A 24014-nucleotide genomic window follows, 5' to 3' on the forward strand; every position below is an offset into this window, starting at 1 on the left:
CTAAAACCATGCACTCCATGGAATTCTGGATAAGACTACTAGAAATGCAATTCCGTAGAAAATAGCCAGCATCTTGAATTTTGGCTTCGAAGTAAGTTTCTTTTTATGTTTGGAATAACCAATAGTGATCAAAGCAATCGCGATGATCATCATTAATGGATGCTCTACCAGGTAAAGTCTGATACTATCATTACCCATAACTTCTCCCATTCCACCTTCCCATCTGGCCATGTTGCCAGAAGTAAAGTAAAGTACGATCCCTATTAGCAACTGTATATGAGAAACGATCAAAGTGAATAATGCGATTCTAAAATTGGTCGCGCTATATTCCTTATTCGTCGCAAATCCAATTATAAAATTAAAGGTCGCGATCAAAAGCATTATTAGAACCAGGTAGGCCCAGTAAGAGTGTATAAATTGAACAGTTTGATACATAAATTTTCTATATAAAAGTTTCTAATTCTGAAGTCTATTCCCAACGGTTTTCCGCAGCATCACCACCCCAGATAAGAGTAGCAAGGAATGGATTATCTATAAACGGATTACGGTTACCCTGAGCCGCTTCAATCACGTCGTTACGCTGTAATTCGAATGCTGAAACCGGATCTTCACGGTTCCATTTCAGGAATAGTTCAAGATTTCCAACTTCATCAAAATCATCGCCGTAGCTAAGATTAACATACATTACCATTCTGGCAACATCTCCCTTCCATTCATCTCCAGGATACCAACTATCACCGCCTACAAGCTTGTATTCTCCACTACCTTCAGTAAATGGGTAGTTAAGTCTTTCAGAATTAATGTCTACATCTGCAACTCTTAGTAAATGAAGGTCACTCACAGATTCTTCAGTGTTTAATCGAGACTGAGGATAAATATGTTCCGTATTAAAACTTTCATCACCGTCAAGATCTCCTAACTGAAATTCATCATCTGGTCTAAGTTCCCCAGAGTAGATCAACACTACCATAGATTCATCATCAAGAGCAGCATCTGCATCATATAGATAATCATGACGATCTGTATATGTAAGACGGTTCGTGTGTTGCGCGTTCGTAAAATCTGAAAGCTCTGAATACAGCAAGTCTGGATCTATGGTAAAATTAGCGTCTGAATAATATGCCTTTAGATTATCAGGGACATTGAATTTTACGGCTTCCACGATATTTACAGTAACAGTAGCTGTAGAACAGCTTGCATCAGCATCATCATCACAAATGGTGTATGTAAAAGTATCCTCTCCCATAAAACCAGATTGTGGCGTATAGGTAACTGTCCCATCACTATTCAAAACGATGGTCGCGTTACTTGCCGAATCATCTAATGAAGAAATTGTTGCATCATCAGTTAGATCATCATTATCCAGAAGTTTTGTGATCACTTCTTCGGAAGTGCCAGCTTCAATTACAACAGTATCATCTGAAGCAACCGGTGAACCTTCGTCTTCGACGGTCATTGTTATTGTGGCGGTAGAACAACCAGGAGTCTCATCATCGTCACACAAGGTGTAAGTAAAAGTATCCTGACCAGAAAAATCTGAATTAGGTTCATACAAAATACTTCCATCATCCTGTAGCGTTACTGTAGCGTTACCACTTGTACTTTCTACGGAAGCAACTTCAGCATTATCTACCACCTGGTCATTATCAAGATGATTGCTAATAGTATAGGTTTTACCTTCCTGGGTAGTATAACTATCATCGGCCGCTATTGGTTCCCCGGCGTCACCTACGATAATGGTAACTACAGCACTGGAACATCTATCGGAATCTCCAGGTACGCAGATGGTATAAGAAAATGTATCATTTCCTGTGAAATCGTTAGCAGGTTCATAAGTATAGGTTTGATCACGATTATCTGTGATCGTTCCTCCTGCTTCAGTTTCAGTATCTATGCCAGTAATGATCGCATTATCCACAAGCTCATCATTTTCCAGAAGCATAGCTCTGTTGAAAGTATAAGTTTCATTTTGAACAGCAGAAAGTTCATCTGCCGTTGCTACTGGATTTTCTTCTTCAACTGGTGGCGTAGGAGTTGGTGTTGAATCATCATCACCTGAGCAACCCAACATGAGCGCCAGCAAAAAAAGTCCGGTATATTTTTTCATAGTTTGTGTATTGTGGCTGCAAATATCTGACATTTTAAGTCAAAAAAAAACCTCTTACCGTGAAGATAAGAGGTTTATATAGATTGAGTTTAGAACCTACTGGTTGATTACCCACATTCCACCTTCTTTAATAAGGCTTAGGCTTTCTGTAGTATTCGATCCATTATATATATCAAAAGTAAGTAAGTACTTCTGTCCTTCTTCAGCATTTGGAGCGATTTCATTAAGAAGCGCTTGCATAGCTAATAAAAGATTATCATCATTCCAATAAGCACTAGCTCCCGGACGACGGTCGAAGTTACCATAACGATCTACACTTGCAAGTTGCGTTGAAAGTTCAGTATTATCTGAAAGTGCATCAGCAATAATAGAGTAATCAGCAGAAGTAAGTGTATAGTTAATGGTATTATCTGGCACCCACATTCCATCTTCATATCCGAACTGAAGTGCGTCTGAAATTACACTAGGAATAGCCATCCAGTCTCCACCTTCGAATACGAAGTTGGCGTACTCAGTTACAGTCGCTTCACCGTTGTAGAAACGATATGCAACAGCTTTGTATTCACCTTCTTCAGCGTAAGGGAATTCTCTTCCTAAGAAGATCGCGATTTTAGCAAGAGCTTCATCCTCGTCTCCGAAGTTGCTGAAACGCTGACCGAATTCTTCAGTATAAGAATTTTCAGGTAGCATATAAGGCTCATCCCAGTCTCCGTTCGTGTAAGCAAATACTTTAGTTTCTTCAATAGTTGAAACTGAGGCATCTTCATCGATAGTGACAGCACCACTGTCAAGAACAAGATTTACCACGATCGTAGCTACAGAACCATTGTAAACTCTGTAAGTCAACACAAACTGATCTCCATCCTGAGCTGCAGGAAATTCACTAGTAATTACGAAAGCAAAAGCTTCTAAAAGCATGTCTTCGCTCCAGTAGTTATCGCTAGTTTCTCTAACGTCAAAACTTCCAAACTGGGCAGCATTTCCAGCTGGTCCAGGATATGCAGTAGCGAATTCATCACCAATAGCATCATAATCTTCACTACTGATCTCGTAAGAAGTTCCACCAACAGCTACATAAGTATTACCATCAAACTGAACAGTCATGCTTTCAGTTCCTGAGCTACCATCATAGATAGCATAAGTAACGTTATACTGCTGACCGGCGATATCTCCAAATTCTTCAGAAATAGCTACACCAAGAGCTTCAACGATCATATCGTTACTCCAGTAAGCGTCTCTATCAGATCTTCTATCGAAGTTGCTGTATTGAGCAGCACTAGATGCTGGATCTGGATAAACATCTCCAAGTTCGTCTCCAATTACATCAAAATCATCGGCAGAAAGCTCGTAAGCGATCTCTTCAGCAAGAATATTGTAAGTTAGTCTAACATACTCACCATCTTCTGCCTGTGGATATTTCGCGTCAAGAAAATCTGCAACATCTCCCATTCCAGAGAAATAGTCTGTAGAAAGATCGATCATACCGTAGTCTGAGCTAGATACTGAATAGTCCTGAACTCTAAGCGGATCGAAAAGATCGAATCCTACATTAATAATTGAACCTGCACCATAAGTTGGGTATAGGTCTGAAAGTAAAGAAGGAATCAAAGTTCTTGCATCTTCTACTGAACCGAAGTTTGGAAAATTCTGTCCAAGTTCTTCATAGTCATCCTCAGTAAGTACATAATCTCTTTCAGCAACAGCAAGCTGGCTATCCAGATCGTTGTCGATCTCGTCATGAATGTCTTCCATTGGCTCACAGCTAGTTAAAGCCAGACCTACAAAAGCCATTAGTACATAAAATGTCTTTTTCATCGTGTTGTGTTTAGAAGTTAAGTTTAGCTCCTACAGTGTAAGTTCTTCCGAAACCGTACCATACAAGTGCAGTACGTGCGTTGTTCTGAAGACCATTCTGTGCGTTAGCAATATATTCTGTATCTGTAATGTTGTAAACGTTCGCATTCAAAGCAGCATCAAATCCAGCTACAGAGAAATCGTAAGAAAGACCTACATCAAGTGTTCCAAAATCTGGAAGTTTCCAGGTCTCACCAGCATCAGGATTCGTACGGCTTACCGGATCAAAATCTGACCAGAAATCACCGAAGTAGTTATAGTTAGCTCTTAATCTCATATCTGTTAGGAACTCATAGTCTACTCCAAGACCAGCAGTAGTTTGTGGCGTACCACCTACTTTAGTATCCTGGATGTAAAGGTTGATCTCATCAATAAGATTCTGCTCTTCGTCAAAGATTTGTACTCCCGTTACGTCACTTTCCCATCTGTAGTCACCAAAAGAAGCGAAACCTGTGATAGAAAGTTCCTCGAAAGGACGGTATTCGAAATCAAGTTCAAGACCCTGGTGAACTGCATTTACACCCAAAATGTTTGCAACACCAAGAGAACCATCAGGATTGTTATAAGAGTAGATCAAAGATCTGTCTCTCCAGTTAGTTCTGTAAACGTTTACGTTAGCTCTCAATACAGAGCTTCTGTAAGTATATCCAAGTTCAGTACTAAAGATCTTTTGATTTTCAGCGTCTGGGTTAAGGTCGTTTACAAAGTTTAGGAATACAGCATCAAAGAAAGGTGCTCTTTCAAAGTACCCAATGTTTGCGAATACACCACTAGTTCTAGTGAAGTTGTAGTTCGCTCCACCTTTGATCTGGTATCCAAAGAAGTGTGCATAATCAGATTCCTGATTAGGGTCTGAATCAAGGTTGTTGAAATAATCAACACGCTTGTAAGATGTATTCGAAGCTGCAAGAGAAACGAAGATATCTAGATCATCTTTTGAATATTCTCCCTGAAGGAATCCACCTTCCCAAAGAACGATACCATCATTGTTGTAGCTAATCTTGTCTCCAACCTTTGCAAGGTTTACAGGATTGTTTACGTTCGAATCATCGAAGTAGTACTGTCCACCTAGAAGATCTGTAACTTCCTGGAAGTGCTCTCCTTTATAGTATCTTAAATCGATACCTGCAAGAAGTTCGATATCATCTGTAAGATCTGTAGATAAAGTAGAAAGTGCACCGTACCAGTTGTGGTCGTTTCTAGAAGCTCTTAAAATAGTTTCAGAACCATCAGCACCTCTTTCAATGTTCTCATCTACGATTAGATCAAGGTTTACCGGTTGTAGGTAACCATCTCTGTATTTAGAATCAAGACCAAACTTGTTAGTTCCGGCCCATCCACCACCTCCACCTGTTCCGAAGGAAGCGTAAAGTGCAGTAGATAATTCAGTATTGTCATTAATATCCCAATAGTGGTTTAAGGACATTTGTGGTTTGTGGTAGAAGTTATCCTCGATATGAGTAACCTGACCATTTAGGTAACCCCAGTCTCCGTTAAATTTGATACCTCTTTCGCTCTCTCTGTAAGTTTCGATAGTGTATCTGTTTTGACGTTGACCGTGTCTTTGTGGCGCACCAAAAGCAGTAAAAGAAAGTTCGTGATCTTCACCAAATTCTTTTGCGATGTTTACGAAGTAGTTATATCCAATAAATTCTGTACCGTCTACATAACCATCTCCAACAGTTCTTGAAGCAGATACTGTAGCAGCAAGTCCATTTTCAGACTTTCCAGTAGATACCGTAGCACCAAACTTAGTGTAACCATCATTACCTGTTGCAGCGTAGATACTTCCACCTTTTTCAGCATCTGTAGTTTTAGTTACGATGTTCACCGTACCAGCGATAGAAGGAACAGCAACTTTAGCAGCACCCAAACCTCTTTGAGTTTGCATAGTTCTGGTTACATCAGAAAGACCAGCCCAGTTACTCCAGTATACACGACCATTTTCCATATCGTTTACTGGAACACCATTAATCATTACTGCGATGTTTTCACCTTCAAATCCTCTCATACGTAGTTCAGCATCTCCAAAACCACCACCGGCTTTGTTAGCATATACTCCAGGAGTAGATTTCAGCACTTCAGGAAATTCCTGGTTACCAATCTTGGTTTCGATCTCTGCAGCACTAATAGTTGAAACAGCTACTGGTGTTTTTCTATCGATAGCAAGTGAGAAACTTGTTACCACGATCTCATCCAATGCGTTATCATCTGCACCCAGAACGATCTGTCCTAGATCCTGAGTGTCGCCAGTAACATTGAATTTCACTTCCTTAGAAGTGTAACCTACGAAGGTAATTTTAATAGTACCTTCAGATTCTGCAACCTTCAAAGTGAAGTTTCCGTCGAAATCTGTCATTGTACCATTGTTAGTACCAACTACCATTACATTAGCTCCAGGAAGTGGACCTGATGTTTGGGAATCCATTACCACACCGGTAACAGTTCCTTGAGCAAAAATCGTAGCAGATGTTAAGAACATCGCTAAGAGTAATAATTTCCTCATTTTTTTGTGTGTTTGAGTTTGTTTAAAATTCGATGCAAAAGAAAACTAATTGTTCTTCTCTAACATTATCTCAATGTTAAAATATTTAACGTACCTAAGTTTAACATTTCAACAAATTTCGCCGCAATATACTGCTAATTAGAGGAAAACAAAATATTATGTTAATTGGAATGATTCAAAATTAGTCTTGACATTGTTAAAGACGTTAAACTGGACAATAATATGCACAGGATATTTAGTTAAAATGAATTTTGAAGGATAAAATCATTCGAAAATTGTCAAATTGGAAATAGATAATTTTCCAATCTCTTCTCTAAAAATGAGATATCTGCATCATTCCAGCCGGTTCAAATATGTATCTTCGAAATTGATTTGAGCTTGCATAAATAAAAAAAGCCTGAAGTTCCAGACTTCAGGCTTTCCTAATATTTGTAATTAATTGAAATTTTAATTCATATAAAACTTCAGCAGATTTTGTGTTGAGGAATCGTGACCTTCAGAATTCTTAGTTTCAAAGTCTGAGAGGATTTTGTTCGCCAGTTGTTTTCCTAATTCAACTCCCCACTGGTCATAACTGAAAATATTCCAGATAACGCCCTGTACAAATATCTTATGTTCATACATAGCGATAAGTTTACCCAGACTTTCCGGAGTTAATTTTTGAACCAGTAAGGTATTCGTTGGATTATTACCTTCAAATACTTTAAATGATTTGATCCTGTCTATTTCTTCCTGACTAAATCTCATAGAGCGTAACTCCTCTTCCACTACTTCCTCAGTTTTACCATTAAGAAGAGCTTCAGTTTGAGCAAAATAGTTCGCCATCAATTTATCGTGATGCGCCTGATCTCCAAACAAACTTTCTTTAAAGCCAATAAAATCTGCAGGAATAAGCTTGGTTCCCTGGTGGATCAACTGGAAAAACGCATGTTGTGAATTCGTTCCTGGTTCTCCCCAGATGATCGTTCCCGTCTGGTAATTCACCTTCTCGCCATTGCGGTCCACGCTTTTCCCATTACTCTCCATGATCGCCTGTTGCAGGTACGATGGAAATTTATCCAGGTATTGAGAATAAGGGATCACCGCTTCACTTTCAGCACCGAAGAAATTATTATACCATATACTTATTAGTGCCAGCTGTACCGGAATATTCTTTTCGATATCTGTATTTCTGAAGTGATCATCCATCTTGCGGGCACCTTCCAGAAGAGATTCAAAATTGTTGTATCCAATTCCAAGTGCTACTGAAAGACCTACAGCGCTCCACAAGGAGAATCTACCTCCAACCCAATCCCACATCGGGAAAATATTATCAGGATCGATTCCGAAGCTTTCTACTTTATTTAGATTGGTAGAAACCGCTACAAAATGTTTGGATACTTCCTTTTCAGGAGCTTTTTTAAGAAACCATTCTCTTACAGTAGTGGCATTGCTTATAGTTTCCATGGTTGTGAAAGTTTTGGAAACTATCACGAAAAGGGTTGTTTCTGGATTTAGATCCTGAATGGTATCATGTACATGATCCCCATCTACATTAGATATAAAATGTAATTTCAGATGATTCTGATAGAATTTCAGGCTATCGGCAACCATCACCGGTCCAAGATCGGATCCTCCAATTCCTATATTTACGATATCGGTAAATTTCTTCCCGGTAAAACCTTTACGTTCTCCTTCAATCACCTCATCAGTAAAAGTTCTGATCTTTTCTTTCACTTCCTGCACTTCAGGAATGACATTTTCGCCATGAACCTGAACATTTGCGGTATTTGAAGCTCTTAAAGCAGTATGTAAAACCGGTCTTCCTTCTGTTTGGTTGATGGCATCACCCTGGAAATATGCATCCATGGCTTCTTTCAAACCACATTCAGTAGCAAGCTTATTCAGTAATTTTCCGGTAGTTTCATTCATCCGGTTCTTACTGTAATCAACATAAAAATCCTCCCATTTAATGGTGAATTTCTCAGCTCTATCTTCATCATTATTGAACATATTCTTCATATGTTCAACCTGGATCTCTTTATAATGATCTTCTAATTCCTTCCAGGCTTTGGTAGTGGTTGGATTTATATTTTTCATCTAGATACTTTTATAGGGAATTTGATCCAGTTCTGCCCGAATCGATTCAATATGATTGAAATAATCGTCTTTTAGATTGTCTGTAATATGCTCGGCTGAGGGTAAGTTCTGGCGAAATGGATCCACCTGTTTACCGTTCACCCAGAATCGATAACATACATGTGGCCCGGTTGCAAGTCCTGTACTTCCAACATAACCTATCACATCGCCCTGCTTTACACTTTGTCCATTTCTAACTGCACGCTTACTCATGTGAAGATATTGTGTCGTATATTTTCCATTATGTCTCACCTTCACATAATTCCCGTTTCCGGAAGTATAGCCTGAAGCGATCACCGTTCCATTAGCTGTACTTACGATCGGCGTGCCATGTGGTGCAGCATAATCTGTTCCCAGGTGAGCTTTCCATCTTTTCTGAACAGGGTGAAAACGTCTCTTCGTAAACCTTGAAGAGATCCTGGAATAATTGAGCGGAGCTTTCAGGAAAAAGCTTTGTAATGCTTTTGCTTCTTCATCATAAAAACTAGGCTGACCAGAAATACTGTCGGTCATATAACTAAAGGCGTAGTATGGTCTGTCTGAATGTTTGAAAACTGCCGCATCTACCTTTTCAATCCCGGCGAAAATAGTATCGTCAATATATTTCTCCTGGTAAACCATTTTGAACTGATCTCCCTTCTGAAGTTTAAAGAAATCTATACTCCATTGATAAATATTTGAAAGTTCGTAAACCAGAAGATTACTCAAGCCCTGAGCCTGCATCGCTTCTGAAAGGGAAGAAGTGATCACTCCGCTTACTTCTCTTTGTTTGACTGTAACGGGTCTTTTCTTCTTTTCAGCATAAATACTATCGCCAATAGATACTACCGTATAGTTGATCTTATCATTTTCGTAAATGAAATATTGCGGAGTTTTAGCCGAATCTTTTGCTTTGAGGATCATATACTTTTTACCGGCAGTGATCCTCGCGGGGTTAAAGGTATCTTTTACTTTTTCAGAAACTTCAAAGACCTTTCCATGACCCACGCCATTTTGATCCATGATGTAACCAAAACTATCACCAGACCTTATCGTATCCCGTACTACCTCAAAGTCATTCAGTACAAAACCATACTGTTTCTCGAGCGCAGGAATCTTTTTGGTCTCGACCTCGTTAACGGCCTGTTCTTTCTCATCGTCATTGCAGGCAGTCATTGCCAGCATTAGCATTACTAATAAGCCTAATTTCTTCAAGTTTTTATGCTTTTTGTTTTTCAGTATTAAATGTATGGTTCACCCATTGCTTCCCCCAGTCGTTCAGTTCTTCCTGACTCCATAAATCGGGAAAGAAAGAAACTCTTTGAAAACTTGGCGGCAGGAATTTTTTCCAGTTTGTTCCACCCGTCGCTTTTATAGTTTCGTCTCTCTTGCTCAAATATCGGTAAGCAGCACCCATATGCATAAGCAACCAGTTAATATTTACATTAACATCAAAGTTTCGCAGTGACTGCTGTAGATCCTCATTTTGACGATCATCTTCATGCATGGCCTGGTAACGCTGGTATATGGTGTTTCCGTATACATCATTTGCGATTCTTAAAAATCGTGGAGTATATCTTTTTTCAAATTGCTTAAGCGTAAGAGTTTTCTCGCCGGTTTCCAGATCGATACCTCCTTTTTTCCAGTAGATATTCTCAAAAAGTTCTTCGGAAGAGTTTTCTACCGTAAATTCATCTCTCAAATTAAAATCCACAAGATTTTCCAAAGGGGTCGAATACAATTCGATCATCCTGAACTGCGCCGACTGGAATCCGCTGGCAGGCAGTAATGCCATTCTAAATTTTAGAAACTGTTCCCTTTCCATTCCTTTGATCATTACATCGAAAGAATCGATAAGAATTCTAAAATACCTGTTCATCCTATTCAGCTTTTCAACGAAATAGGCAGATGTGAGTGTTGTAGTTTCTATGATCTGTTTTTGCTCATGAATGATGAGCTTAAAATATAGTTCAGTGATTTGATGATAAGCGATAAAGATCATCTCATCTGGAAAGTGCGTATTGGTTTTCTGTAAACTTAATAATGTATCTACACTAATATAATCCCAGTAGGAAAGATAGCGGTCATATAAGAGACCATCCAGATAAGACCCCATATCCTGTCCCGAATTTTTGAACTTTTCTTCAAGCTTTCCAATTCGTTCCGCGATTTCGGGTTTTATCTCCATATCTAATCCACTTGTATACTAAATTGATGCTTTAAACCTTTGTAAGCTTCAAGATCGGCATCCAAAGACCCTACGGCCAGATTTGCTTCAATTTTCACCGGAATTTTGTTCTTATCATCACTAATCCAGAAAGTAAGACTTTCTTTCTCCTTAAATACTCTACCGGCCAGTACATAAGGTCTGAATTTAAGGGTTGCAACCTTACCAAACTTGGTTTTAATAGTGTCACGCCCTAGAAAAACCAGCTTAAAATCGAGGTTTTCGTCATCGATGAACATGTTCAAACGCATCTCATCACCTGGCTCTAACTCGTCGTTTTTAATTTGGTTGCGAATATAGTAAAATGATGATAACATATCGTGTACATTATGAGGTACAGAATATGATTTTTTCTGATTGTTCTCTCTATTTAGAACATGCGCTTTCTTGTCATTATGATCAAAGTCGATCACCAGGTCCTTCGTATAACCGCCTTCATTAATGTCGCGAATAAAGCGATAAGGTTTTCCGGTTCGCTTATCGATATAGGTTTGGTAATCATCATCCACTTTAAAGAATAAACCTAATAATCCTGTAGATCTACCTCGTCCTTTTATATGATAGACAGGTTTATTCTGAAATTTAGTTTCATTTACCTCAAGCGTCGCATAACTCGCATTAAATAAACCGTAATGTATTCTGAATTTAAACCACTCTCCTTCACCAAATGCATTTTGGGAATACATATTGCCGGTCGCCAACATAAAAAAAAGGAAGGTAATTGTAATATAATTTCTCATAGGTTTAATTGTCTAAGTAACAGAATTTTCAGGCGTATGGTGGATTACAATTACTATTCCAAAAGTATCAAAACAAAAAAACCCCATCAAATTAATGATGGGGAATTTTGTCTTATTAACCAACTAAAACTTAAATTATGAAAAAAAATTCAATTCTGGTAACCACTCCAGAAATGCGGTGCAAAAGTCTCATATTTCTCCCTTACCCACAACTCTTAAATAAACTTTAACTAAACGTTTACCAGATTGTCATTTATTTCATTTTTCCACTTAAATTTTAGCAGATATTTAATCTTAATTTAATGTACCTCGCAAATCCTGTTCTCTTTCAATGGCTTCGAACAAAGCTTTAAAGTTTCCTTTTCCGAAGGATTGAGCACCTTTTCTTTGGATGATCTCGAAGAACATAGTGGGTCTGTCCAGAACCGGTTTTGTAAAGATCTGTAACAAATACCCCTCATCATCGCGATCTACCAGTACTCCAAGTTCTCTTAACGGCTCCAAATCCTCATCGATCTCACCAACACGATCCAGTAGATCATCATAGTAAGTTTCCGGAACATATAAGAATTCCACACCTCTATCTCTTAATGCTGTTACTGTTTCGATAATGTTATCTGTAGCTAAAGCGATATGCTGAACTCCGGCTCCATTATAAAAATCGATATATTCTTCGATCTGTGATTTCTTTTTTCCTTCCGCAGGCTCATTAATAGGAAATTTAATTCTACCGTTCCCATTGCTCATTACCTTACTCATAAGCGCGGTATAGTCGGTCGAGATATCTTTATCATCAAAAGATACCAACTGGGCAAAGCCCATTACTTTTCCGTAGAATTCCACCCATTTGTCCATTTCGTTCCATCCTACATTTCCAACCATATGGTCGATAAATTGTAAACCTGTATCTGGCACCTGAGTTTTAGTATTGTAAATTCTGTACCCCGGTAAAAATGGTCCGGTATAATCCTTACGTTCTACAAAAAGGTGAATGGTTTCTCCATAAGTATGGATTCCTGAGATCACGGCTTTCCCGTTTTCATCTTCCATTACATATGGCTCTACATAAGATTTTGCCCCTCTTTTTGTAGTTTCTTCATAGCTCTTTCTCGCATCGTCCACCCATAGTGCCACGAACTTTACTCCGTCACCATGCTTGTCTATATGCGCATTGATATCACCTTCCGGCTGCAATGGTGAAGTAAGAACAATTCTAATTTTCCCCTGTTGCATTACATAAGAAACGCTGTCTTTACGACCAGTTTCCAAACCCGAATAAGCGATTGGCTGGAAACCCCATGCGTGCTGATAATAATAGGCCGCCTGCTTGGCATTTCCTACGTATAGTTCTACAAAGTCTGTTCCAAGGATTGGCAGAAAATCTTCTGCTTCAGGAACTACTTTTTCTAAATTTAATGATGTGCTATCTGTTGACATTGGTTTTTATTTTAAAGGATGTAAATATGATATAAATTCGAAATCAAATTTCAAAATATTACCACATCGCTCTATCCTGTGCTGATAAATCTTCTTTCATCTTTTAATGCTCTCCATCTAACCAGGACCTATAGTAGGTCTCATCGGCAATTTTCATCGCCTCTTCTGTAAGTTTTAACGGCTTGAAGGTATCTACCATTACAGCCAGCTCTTCAGTTTCTACCTGCCCGATACTTCTTTCGACTGCTCCCGGGTGCGGCCCGTGTGGGATTCCCGCCGGGTGCAATGAAATATGACCAGCTTCGATGTCGTTTCTACTCATAAAATCACCATCTACGTAATAGAGCACTTCATCACTATCAATATTACTGTGACTGTAAGGCGCAGGAATACTTTCTGGGTGATAATCGTATTTACGGGGACAAAAACTGCAAACTACAAAAGCGTCTGTCTCGAAGGTTTGATGTACCGGTGGCGGTTGATGTATTCTTCCGGTGATTGGTTCAAAATCGTGGATTGAAAAGGCATAAGGATAGTTGTAACCGTCATAGCCTACCACATCAAATGGATGTGTCGCATAAACCATATCGAAAATTTCTCCCTGCTTCTTAATTTTAATTAGAAAATCTCCTTTTTCATCATTGGTCTCCAGTTCATGCGGCTGGCGTAAATCTCTTTCACAAAATGGAGAATGTTCCAGCAGTTGTCCAAACCAGTTCCTGTATCGTTTTGGAGTATAGATCGGTCTGCGGGATTCTACGATAAAAAGCCTGTTGTTCTCATCATCAAAATCCATCTTGTAGATCGTACCTCTTGGGATCAGTAAATAATCTCCGTATTTAAAATCTATGTTTCCAAGATGAGTTCTAAGTTTACCAGATCCTTTGTGCACGAAAATCAATTCATCTGCATCAGAGTTTTTGTAGAAATAATCTTCCGTAGAACCTTGAGGGGAAGCGAGAATAATATCACAATCTGCATTGGTCAAAACTGCTTTTCTACTCTGTAAATAATCCGGATGCGGAGTTATCTGGAAACCTTTTAAACGGTATGATTTCAGGTTATTTTCAATCGCAACCTTCGGTCGTACATCGTAACTTCCTTTGATTTCCTTCACCTGAGTCGGGCGATGTTCATGATACAGATTGGAAGACATTCCGTCAAAACCAATAGTTCCAAAAAGTTGCTCATAATAAAGGCTTCCATCAGGTTTTCTGAAAATCGTATGGCGCTTGTGTGGGATCTTGCCGAGTTTATGATAAAAAGGCATGTGATTATATTTTAAAATCGATCAAAAATGAATTCATTTATTGAAGGATTGTTATTATTTCCAGTATTTATTTCGATTTACACAAATATCAAGAAAATTTACCGAACTAATCTTAAATCTAGTGTAAAAACCGGGCACGAGAATGATAAAATGATTACAGACCATTGACGGCTAAAACCAGAATCCCAGGCTAAAGAACCAGTAACTTTCTTTAGTCTCGGGTGAATAGGAATATTTTGCTTCCAGTGGCCCCATAAAAGTTTCGATTCCGTAACCAATTCCGTAGCCATTATAATCGGGCATGCTTAGCCAGTTTCCAGTCGTGTACAGGTCATCTTCAACATTGGCAATATTGGCGCTGGCGATAATATGGTTCTTTCTGAAAAGCTCATAGTCAAACTCCAGTTGCGCTTTTATATAACTATCTGCGGAAAGGCTTAAGAAATCATAACCCAGGAAAGGTTTGAAATTATTGATAAAATCATTCCCGTAACCACCCAGAAAGAAATCCAGTACCTGGCTTTCATCATTTCCTATCTTAAAACCAGTTCCTGTACTTATTCGCGTAGTGAATTTGGGAAAAGGCTGGATAGCGTAACCCAAACTTCCCTTTGCGATCGAGAATTCAGAAAAATCATTATTATAATCTGAAGAATACAGGTAGATATGAAAGTCTCCATCAAAACGAACTCCTTTGGTGGGGAAATATTTATTATCGTAAGAATCGAATTTCACGTATCCAAAGGCGCCGGCATAGTGGTCATTTGCCAGAACCAGTTCCTGACTTTGATTGATGGCATCGTTAAAAGTATTACTGCTATACTTCAAATACTTGTGTTCCAGCCCAACACCTATGGAAAATACCTGTTGAAAAAGTGATTCCACATAGATCTGATTGGTGAAATCTCTCACTGTAACTTCCAGCTCTCTTATATCCTGAAATTCACTAATACCCTCAGTATCCCTGATGCCATTTAAGAGCAAGCCTTTGTCAAAAGTGTTATAGCGAGAATTTATTCCGAAGCTCCAGTAAAAACCCTTATCCAGGTAATAGTTAAAATTGTAACGCAGGTTATCCCCCACAATAAGATCCAGAGAAGCAACATCATTGGTGAAAAGTAAACTCTTGCGGGTAAGATTCACCAGCGCACCACTTTTATAAAGCTCATCATAATGCAATCCCAGTCGCAACAGCATTTTGTTTTCACTTTCCTCAATTTGCATGGCAAGTGCATAATTGCCATTTTCATCTTCTGGAATTAGCTGGTAATTGATGCGCTCAAAGTTACCGGTTGCAGAAAGGTTGTTAATCCCAATATTCAGATCATCGAAATTGTATGTTTCTTCATAGTCAAGCTTTAATTTACCCTGCACATAAGCTCGTGGGTAGGTATTATTTCCTTCTACTGAAAGTGCACTAATATTAAAACTATCGATCTTTGGAACCGGCTTACGAATTAATAAGCTATCATCAGGATTACCCAGCACCTTAAGTTCCTCTAGCATATTGTTTGCGGCCACCGCTCCAGAATCTATGATCGCCTGTCCTTTGTCAAAAGCCATGACCGAGAAAGAATTTACATTCGGCTTAATGTAAATATCTGTTTTTGGAGCTTTCTCCTTCATGTCATTGATCGTACGAAAATTTGAGATCTGACTCATAATTTCAAACACACTCCTTAATTTATCTCTTTTAACAAGGCTATCCTGCACATCCACCCCAATAATGACCTCAGCTCCACGACGCCTTAATTCTTCGATTGGGTAGTTATTAGCAACCCCACCGTCTGTTAATAACTGTCCATCAATTTTTATGGGACTGAGAAGAGTTGGAATCGCGCCACTGGCTGAAATTGCCTTAGCCAGTGATCCACTATCCAGAATTACTTCGTCGCCGGTTTCCACATTGGCTGCAATACAGAAAAACGGAATGGGTAATTCGCTAAAATCTTCTACATCACTTACATGAATGGTAAGTCTTGATAGTAAATTGTAAATATTCTGACCCTTAAAAAGTCCGCTGGGAAATGAAATATCAAAATTGTCAAAAGGAAGTGTAATCGCATATTTTTCTGAATCCTCCTTTTCGTAGAAAGTTTTCGCCCGCCTTGGCAGATTATCCTGAATAAGGATATCAAATTGTGTAGTCCTGAAAATAGAATCAAGTTCGGTAGCAGAATAGCCGGAAGCGTAGAGTCCGCCAATGATTGCACCCATACTGGTGCCTCCTATATAATCGATCTTGACACCCTGCTCTTCAAGGGTTTTTAGCACACCTATATGGGCAAGACCTTTGGCACCACCTCCGCTTAATACCAGTCCAACCTTTGCCCTATCCTCTTCCTGGCAAATTGCTCCAAAGGAAATGAGTAGACTAAGGATGAAAAGATATTTACGCATTCTCTTTATGATAAAATTGATAGACGATGGTTGCTCTTGCAGCCCCGATCACTTCAGCAAGTTCCTTTTCACTTGCTTCCTTCACTCTCTTTAAAGACCTGAAATTCTTCAGTAAATCAATGACTGTTTTTTCTCCAATCCCAGCGATGGACTCAAGTTCGGTATTTAACGCGGTTTTACTTCTTTTATTCCGGTGAAATGTAATTCCGAATCGATGCGCCTCATTTCGAAGCTGCTGAATAATCTTTAGAGATTCAGACTTTTTGTCCAGATATAAAGGTATGGAATCACCGGGATAGTAGATCTCTTCCAGTCGTTTAGCGATCCCAATGATGGCGATCTTTCCGCGGAGACCTAAGGTGTCCAGTGCCTTAACACCGCTGGAAAGCTGCCCTTTTCCACCATCAACGATAATTAATTGTGGAAGCGGCTCATCTTCATTTAGCAATCTTCGATAACGCCTGAAGACTACTTCTTCCATAGAAGCAAAATCGTCCGGGCCTTCTACGGTTTTAATATTGAATTTTCGATAATCCTTTTTGCTCGGTTTTCCATCCTTGAATACCACACAGGCGGCAACCGGATTGGTTCCCTGGATATTTGAATTATCAAAACACTCAATATGCCGGGGTTCTTCGCTAAGTCGCAAATCTTCCTTCATTTGCGCCATAATCCGGTTCACATGACGGTCGGGATCTATGATCTTCATTTGCTTGAATCGTTCCTGCCTGAAATATTTGGCATTTCGCTGGGACAACTCTACGATCTTCTTTTTATCACCCAGTTTTGGAACCGTGATCTTCAGGTCCTCACCAACATCTACCTTAAAAGGCACATAGATCTCAGTAGATTTCGAGCTGAAACGCTGCCTGATTTCCACTATGGCCAGTTCCAGCAATTCCAGGTCGCTTTCGTCCAGTTTCTTTTTCATCTCGATGGTATGGGAGCGTATGATCGCACCGTGAGATAACTGGAGGAAATTCACGTAACCGTAACCCTCATCACTTACTACGGAAAAAACATCTACATTATTTATACGTGGATTCACCACTGTAGACTTGGATTGATAATTCTCCAGCACATCGATCTTGATTTTGATACGCTGAGCATCTTCAAATTCCATATTCTCAGCATGCTCTTTCATTTGATTCCGAAAACGCTGAAGGGAATCCTTGAAATTACCTTTTACGATCTGGCGAATAGCTTCAATATTGCGGTTATATTCTTCTTCAGCCTGCAAAGCTTCACAGGGTCCTTCACAATTACCAAGATGATATTCTAAGCAAACCTTATATTTCTCATTCCGGATCTTTTCTTCGGAAAGATCGTAATTACAGGTTCTTAACTTGTATAATCCTTTGATAAGATCGAGCAGTGTGTTTACCGTTTTAAAGCTTGTAAATGGTCCATAATATTCGCTGCCATCACGAACCAGTTTTCTGGTAGGAAAAACACGTGGAAACCGCTCATTTTTAATGCATATCCACGGGTACGTCTTATCATCCTTTAGCATTACATTGAACCTGGGCTGATGTTTCTTGATCAAATTATTTTCCAGGAGCAATGCATCGGTTTCTGAAGCAACTACGATATGTTTTATTTCATGGATCTTCTTGACCATGACTCCAATTCGATGGCTATCATGTCTCTTGGTGAAATAAGAAGTCACCCGTTTCTTCAAATTCTTGGCTTTCCCTACATAAAGGATCTTTCCATTCTTATCGAAATACTGATAAACACCCGGGCTATTGGGTAAAGTCTTTAATTGTACGTCCAGAGCTGGCTTTTCCATTACCTCAAAAATAAACATTAAAATAAGCTCACTAAACCTTTTTTGGTTTCCGAAGTAAATTTTAAGAATATCACCCTACGTATCAAAATATTGTATAATCTTTCGTTTACTTTGCACAGCTCCCAGACTTAGGGCATTTTAGTATATTGCATTATGGAGAAGATTGTGATCGGAAGATTTGACAAGGCAGATTTTCCTGCTTTACACCTCAACGACATCGCCATTAAAATTGATACGGGAGCCTATAACTCCTCGATACATTGCGAGAATATCAAAGAAGTTGATGATGAACTGCATTGTACCTTTCTGGATGCTGAACATCCTTTATATAATGGCAAAGCTTTTATTTTTAAGGATTACGACATTGTATTTGTAAGAAGTAGTAACGGGATCATCCAGAAACGATATCTGGTACGCACCAATATCAGGCTCTTCGGAAAAGTATTTAAAATATCCCTATCGCTTTCAGACAGACAGGAAATGCGATATCCGGTATTAATTGGAAGAAAGTTTTTAACCAAAAAATTTATTGTAGACACCGAGCTTATCGATGTCTCTTTTAACCTGAAGTAATATGAAGATTAGAATATTATCCAGAAATCCCCGACTCTATTCTACAAGCCGACTGGTAGAAGCCGCTAAAAAGCGCAACCACGAAGTAGAAGTGATCGATCCTACAAAGTGTGACCTGGTTATTGAAAAGAAGAAACCAAGTATCTACTACAAAAACCATTTCCTGGATGATACTGATGCGGTAATCCCAAGAATTGGAGCTTCGGTAACTTTTTACGGTACTGCTGTAGTAAGACAATTCGAAATGATGGGAACATTTACCACGACCGAATCACAGGCGCTGGTAAGAAGCAGGGACAAATTAAGAAGTTTACAGATATTATCGAGAGCAAGACTTGGTTTACCTAAAACTGTTTTTACCAACTATTCGAAAGATGTGACTGAAATTCTGGATCATGTTGGTGGTGCCCCGGTGATCATTAAATTGCTAGAAGGTACTCAGGGATTAGGAGTCGTACTGGCTGAAACTCAAAATGCCGCAGAATCTGTCATTGAAGCCTTCAACGGGCTACAGGCAAGAGTAATCGTGCAGGAATTCATCAAGGAAGCCGGTGGAGCAGATATTCGGGCTTTTGTGGTAGATGGACAGGTTGTAGGTGCGATGAAAAGACAGGGGAAAGAAGGTGAGTTTAGATCGAATCTTCACCGTGGAGGTTCAGCATCCATCATTCAGCTAACAGATGAAGAGGAAAATGCAGCTATCAAGGCAGCGAAAGCAATGGCTCTTGGTGTAGCAGGTGTGGATATGCTGCAAAGTAGTCGTGGTCCTCTTATACTTGAAGTAAACAGCTCCCCTGGTCTGGAAGGGATTGAAGCAGCTACTGGAAAAGATATCGCCAAAACGATCATTAGATATATTGAACGAAACGTCTAACATATGCCGCGAATAGACAAGAACAATGTTCTTGAGATCCTGGGAGAAAAAGTACTGCCGGGTAAAAGAGCGACCATAAATTTTAATATGGCCAAGCTATACACTACCACATCTGTGGAGGTGCCGGTCATTATTGAACGTTCCAAAAAACCTGGTCCAGTTGTTCTTCTAACAGCAGGAATTCATGGCGACGAGATCAATGGAGTTGAGATCGTAAGGCAGATCATTTCGAAGGGTGTCAACAAACCTAAAGTGGGTACCGTGATTTGTATCCCTATCGTGAACATCTTCGGATTTTTAAACATGGCTCGTGAATTTCCTGATGGACGTGATCTTAATCGTGTGTTCCCAGGAACAAAAAATGGGTCGCTGGCCAGTAGATTCGCTTATCAATTCGTAAAAAAAATACTACCAATAGCAGATTTTTGCCTGGACTTCCATACCGGAGGTGCTGCCAGGTTCAATGCTCCACAAATACGAGTTAAAAAAGGCGATGAACAAAGTATTAAATATGCGAAGATCTTCAACGCTCCTTTTACCATACATTCCAAAACGATCACAAAATCCTACCGGGAAACCTGTTCAAAATTAGGAATTCCCGTTTTGCTGTTCGAAGGTGGAAAATCCCTGGACTCCAATAAAGATGTAGCAAAAGTGGGTGTAGACGGCGCCATGCGTATTCTTAGTCATCTGGAAATGCTGAATGATAAATTTGAATATCCAGAAGTAAAAAGAGACACTGTTCTTATCGAGAATAGTTCCTGGTTACGGGCAAAGTATAGTGGTCTTCTACATGTCAAGATTCCCTGTGGCAAACATGTTGAAAAGGGTGAATATATCGCTACAATTACCGATCCCTATGGTAAATTTAGTCATAAGATCAAGAGCAGTAGCGAGGGTTATGTGATTAATATCAATGAATCCCCGATCGTATATCAGGGTGATGCCATCTTTCACATATCCATGCAATCAAAAGCGCTTTTCGATGAAGAAGTCTGAGATCAGGAAGAAATTTAAGCTTTTACGCAGTCAGCTTGCTCAGGAAGATATCGAGAGCATGAGCATAGATATCGCGAATAAATGTCTTGAACTAAGCATCTGGGATGCACGATACTTTCATATTTTCCTAAGTATTGCTGAACAAAAGGAAGTAAATACAGAATATTTGCTACATGTATTACAGGGAAAAGACAAAGAGATCATTGTTCCCAAATCTGATTTTGAAACTGGTGAAATGATCAATTACTTACTAACAGATCAAACAAGGATCGTTAAGAATCAATGGAATATTCCTGAACCGGTAGAAGGCATCCAGATTGCTGCACGACAGCTGGACGCTGTTTTTATTCCTCTTCTGGCATTAGATAAAAGCGGACACCGAGTTGGATATGGGAAGGGTTTTTACGATCGCTTTTTAAGCCGCTGCAAGAAAGACATCATTAAAATTGGTGTTTCTTTCTATGGACCAGTAGATGAGATCAGTGATGTATATACAAGTGACATTCCACTGGACTATTGCGTTACCCCAAACAGGATCTACGATTTCAGGAAAAAATAATTTTTGCTACAACTAGCTTAAAAATGTACATTTAACATTGCCAAAAGACCCTAATGCTTAGCGACCTTCAGTTAAACAGCATACTTCAGGATTTCGATATCGCCTATTGGAAGATCAATCTCTTTTCCAAGGAGATTAGCTGGTCAGATCATTTCAGCAAACTTGTAGGTGATCCTAAGATCGAAGAAGATCGTTTTGAGTTTTTTATCAATCATATTCTACATCCCGATTATCGCTACGATTTCCGAATTCATTTTGAAAAACTTATCGCTGATGATGAAACTTTCAAATTTGAGATCAAGTTGAAACTTGGGAATGGAAAGTATCGATGGTTTGAATGCAAGAATCTAAAAAGCAAGGATAACTCCTTCAGGGAAACTGCGGTACTACTATTTGTAAATATACACCAAACCAAGCGGGACCAGTACACGATCGAAGAAAATTTCTTCTACTATCGCGAAACTGCAGAAATGACTTCTACCGGAGGCTGGTATGTAGACACGATCAATAAGAATATTTACTGGGATGATGTAACCAAGAAAATTCTCGATTGCCCCCGGGATTTTCAACCTGCTTATGAAAAGCGGGAAAGCTTCTATGCTGAAGAACATCATAACAGAATGAAATCTGCCTTTGATAAATGTGAGAACTTCGGGATTCCTTTTAAACTGGAATTGAAAATGATCTCATTTCAGAACAGAGAATACTGGGTGCGATTGACAGGAAAACCGGTTTATGATGATGATCAACAAGTGATTGGAATAAGGGGAGTTTTACAGAACATCGACGAAAACAAAAACAATGAACTGAATCTTCAGAACTCGTTGGACATCATTGCTTCGCAAAATTCCCGACTTTTCAACTTTGCCCACATCGTTTCACATCATTTAAGATCCCATAGTAGCAATTTAAGTCTTATTGTGGAATTGTTACGAGAGGCCAAGACAGATAGAGATAAACTGGATCTACTGGCCAATGTTGATGATGTGGCTGGCAACCTGGATTCTGCGATTTCAAGACTGAACAATATCGTTAGTGTTCAAAGTTCGCTAAAGAAAGAAAGGGTCAAAATTAAATTTGAAGAGGCTCTGGAGATCGTTCTGGCATCGATATCATCACTCATTAATCGGGAAAATGCAAAAATCGTCGCTGAGTTTCAGGATTTGAAAGAAATTAGCTATATACCTGAGTATCTTGAAAGTATTTTATTAAATTTAATCACGAATGCGATCAGATACAAACAACCTGGTCGTAAACCGGTCATCTTTATCCAGACATATATTGAGAACGAAAAGGAATTTCTCGAGATAAGTGACAATGGAATGGGGATCGATCTCGACGAGTATGGTGATAAAATGTTTGGAATGTACCGAACCTTTCATCATACCAGTCAGGAAGCAAAAGGTATTGGTTTATTCATTACCAAAAACCAGGTGGAAGCTCTAGGGGGAGCCATATCTGTAAGTAGTACCCTTGACATAGGGACTACGTTTAAAATAAAATTCTAGATCTATACAATGGGGCAGAAAGTAGAACTAGCGTGTATCATCGATGATGATAAGATATACGTGAACTTGGTTAAGAAGATCATAGAGATCAAAAAATTATCAGAGAATCTTCTAATCTATAAAAATGGTAAGGAAGCACTGGATTATTTCAAGAAAACCATGTCTTCTGTTACCCATGAAGATTTGCTGCCAGATATCATATTCCTGGATCTTAATATGCCTGTAATGGATGGCTGGGAGTTTTTAAATGAATTCCTGAAGATCAAGAACAACCTGAATAAAAAGATCACCCTTTACGTGGTTAGCTCTTCGATAGACCCTCGGGATCTTGAGAGAGTGAAATCATTTAATATGGTTACAGACTATCTAATAAAACCTATCGAACTTAAAAAGTTCGAAAAGATCTTCGATAAAACTGCTGCCTGATATTATTCTTCTTCCTTCGGAAAAGCTTTCTTATTGAATATTAAAAGTAAAGCTACACCAACGCTGATCGCTGAATCTGCTATATTGAATACCGGTTCAAAGAATGTAAAGTACTCTCCACCCCAGAATGGGATCCAATCAGGTAAATAACCTTTCCACAGAGGGAAATACAGCATGTCTACCACCTTTCCGTAGAAAATTGAACTATAGCCACCAGCTTCAGGTAAAAAACTTGCTACATGGCCGTAGCTATCGTCAAAGATGATTCCGTAGAAAACAGAATCGATGATATTTCCAAAAGCTCCGGCAAAGATCAGCGCGATTGAAACGATCAATACTCTTGAGCCATTCTTTCTAACTGCATCCCATAACCAGTAACCAATACCAACTATAGCGGCCAGCCTGAAAAGAGTGAGGGCTAGCTTGCCATATTCACCAGGGATCTTGGTTCCCCACGCCATTCCTTCGTTCTCAACAAAAAGAATACTAAACCAATCGAAAACCTCGATCTCTTCACCTAGAGCAAAATGTGTTTTGATATAAATTTTGGAAATCTGATCTATTAATAAGATCAGGAAAATAATGATTCCGGCTTTTTTAAGCGACATGGTTTATTTTTAATTGAAACGCACCAAAAATACTAAT

Annotated in this window: 19 protein-coding genes; 6 read left to right on the top strand and 13 right to left on the bottom strand. The window is 39.1% G+C overall.

The features are described from left to right. The 12 genes from ACNI3T_RS06035 to uvrC form a co-directional block, all read right to left on the bottom strand. Window positions 1-435, bottom strand: a complete 435-nt coding sequence (locus ACNI3T_RS06035) for a hypothetical protein (protein WP_418227058.1) — start codon at window positions 433-435, stop codon at window positions 1-3. 34 nt (window positions 436-469) lie between these two features. Then, window positions 470-2107, bottom strand: coding sequence for an Ig-like domain-containing protein (locus ACNI3T_RS06040; RefSeq protein WP_418227059.1), 1638 nt, complete (start codon window positions 2105-2107; stop codon window positions 470-472). A 96-nt stretch (window positions 2108-2203) separates the two neighbouring features. Further along, complete coding sequence (locus ACNI3T_RS06045) at window positions 2204-3922, bottom strand: hypothetical protein (protein WP_418227060.1); 1719 nt, start codon at window positions 3920-3922, stop codon at window positions 2204-2206. 10 nt (window positions 3923-3932) lie between these two features. Continuing rightward, on the bottom strand, window positions 3933-6467 hold the full coding sequence (locus ACNI3T_RS06050) for a TonB-dependent receptor (RefSeq protein WP_418227061.1): 2535 nt from the start codon (window positions 6465-6467) through the stop codon (window positions 3933-3935). A 447-nt stretch (window positions 6468-6914) separates the two neighbouring features. Then, window positions 6915-8546 (bottom strand): glucose-6-phosphate isomerase, encoded by a 1632-nt coding sequence (pgi, locus tag ACNI3T_RS06055; protein ID WP_418227062.1) that lies wholly within the window; start codon window positions 8544-8546, stop codon window positions 6915-6917. Beyond that, window positions 8547-9779, bottom strand: a complete 1233-nt coding sequence (locus ACNI3T_RS06060; RefSeq protein WP_418227063.1) for a peptidoglycan DD-metalloendopeptidase family protein — start codon at window positions 9777-9779, stop codon at window positions 8547-8549. A 4-nt stretch (window positions 9780-9783) separates the two neighbouring features. After that, complete coding sequence (locus ACNI3T_RS06065; RefSeq protein ID WP_418227064.1) at window positions 9784-10752, bottom strand: tryptophan 2,3-dioxygenase family protein; 969 nt, start codon at window positions 10750-10752, stop codon at window positions 9784-9786. A 2-nt stretch (window positions 10753-10754) separates the two neighbouring features. Next, on the bottom strand, window positions 10755-11531 hold the full coding sequence (locus ACNI3T_RS06070) for a DUF3108 domain-containing protein (RefSeq protein ID WP_418227065.1): 777 nt from the start codon (window positions 11529-11531) through the stop codon (window positions 10755-10757). 294 nt (window positions 11532-11825) lie between these two features. After that, a complete protein-coding gene (hppD, locus tag ACNI3T_RS06075) occupies window positions 11826-12968 on the bottom strand; it encodes a 4-hydroxyphenylpyruvate dioxygenase (protein WP_322301710.1) in 1143 nt (380 codons plus the stop codon). Window positions 12969-13071: 103 nt separating this feature from the next. Next, window positions 13072-14238: a homogentisate 1,2-dioxygenase gene (locus tag ACNI3T_RS06080; protein ID WP_418227066.1), complete on the bottom strand. Its 1167-nt coding sequence runs from the start codon at window positions 14236-14238 to the stop codon at window positions 13072-13074. 171 nt (window positions 14239-14409) lie between these two features. Then, window positions 14410-16638, bottom strand: a complete 2229-nt coding sequence (locus ACNI3T_RS06085) for a patatin-like phospholipase family protein (RefSeq protein ID WP_418227067.1) — start codon at window positions 16636-16638, stop codon at window positions 14410-14412. Then, a complete protein-coding gene (gene uvrC / locus ACNI3T_RS06090) occupies window positions 16631-18430 on the bottom strand; it encodes an excinuclease ABC subunit UvrC (RefSeq protein ID WP_418227068.1) in 1800 nt (599 codons plus the stop codon). Before uvrC ends, ACNI3T_RS06085 begins: the two co-directional genes overlap by 8 nt. A 153-nt stretch (window positions 18431-18583) precedes the next feature. Between uvrC and ACNI3T_RS06095 the strand changes: the two genes are divergently transcribed. From ACNI3T_RS06095 to ACNI3T_RS06120, 6 genes are read left to right on the top strand one after another with little or no spacing between them, the layout of a single operon-like run. Next, window positions 18584-19003, top strand: coding sequence for an ATP-dependent zinc protease family protein (locus ACNI3T_RS06095; protein WP_418227069.1), 420 nt, complete (start codon window positions 18584-18586; stop codon window positions 19001-19003). Window position 19004: 1 nt separating this feature from the next. Continuing rightward, window positions 19005-19877 carry a 30S ribosomal protein S6--L-glutamate ligase gene (gene rimK, locus ACNI3T_RS06100; protein ID WP_295178420.1) on the top strand — a complete coding sequence of 291 codons (873 nt, stop codon included), beginning with the start codon at window positions 19005-19007 and terminating at the stop codon, window positions 19875-19877. Window positions 19878-19880: 3 nt separating this feature from the next. Further along, entirely contained in the window at window positions 19881-20876 is a 996-nt protein-coding gene (locus ACNI3T_RS06105) for a succinylglutamate desuccinylase/aspartoacylase family protein (protein WP_418227070.1), read from the top strand. Continuing rightward, complete coding sequence (locus tag ACNI3T_RS06110; protein ID WP_418227071.1) at window positions 20863-21435, top strand: 5-formyltetrahydrofolate cyclo-ligase; 573 nt, start codon at window positions 20863-20865, stop codon at window positions 21433-21435. Before ACNI3T_RS06105 ends, ACNI3T_RS06110 begins: the two co-directional genes overlap by 14 nt. 53 nt (window positions 21436-21488) lie before the next feature. Then, window positions 21489-22943: a PAS domain-containing sensor histidine kinase gene (locus tag ACNI3T_RS06115; protein WP_418227072.1), complete on the top strand. Its 1455-nt coding sequence runs from the start codon at window positions 21489-21491 to the stop codon at window positions 22941-22943. A 9-nt stretch (window positions 22944-22952) separates the two neighbouring features. After that, window positions 22953-23369: a response regulator gene (locus ACNI3T_RS06120; protein ID WP_322301702.1), complete on the top strand. Its 417-nt coding sequence runs from the start codon at window positions 22953-22955 to the stop codon at window positions 23367-23369. Between the two features lie 2 nt (window positions 23370-23371). Here the strand turns inward: ACNI3T_RS06120 and ACNI3T_RS06125 are convergent, their stop codons facing one another. Further along, the gene (locus tag ACNI3T_RS06125) at window positions 23372-23977 is read right to left on the bottom strand and encodes a lipoprotein signal peptidase (RefSeq protein ID WP_418227073.1); all 606 of its coding nucleotides are present in this window, start codon (window positions 23975-23977) and stop codon (window positions 23372-23374) included. Window positions 23978-24014 lie beyond the last annotated feature (37 nt).

Source organism: Christiangramia qingdaonensis (assembly GCF_048381525.1).
Classification (GTDB): domain Bacteria; phylum Bacteroidota; class Bacteroidia; order Flavobacteriales; family Flavobacteriaceae; genus Christiangramia.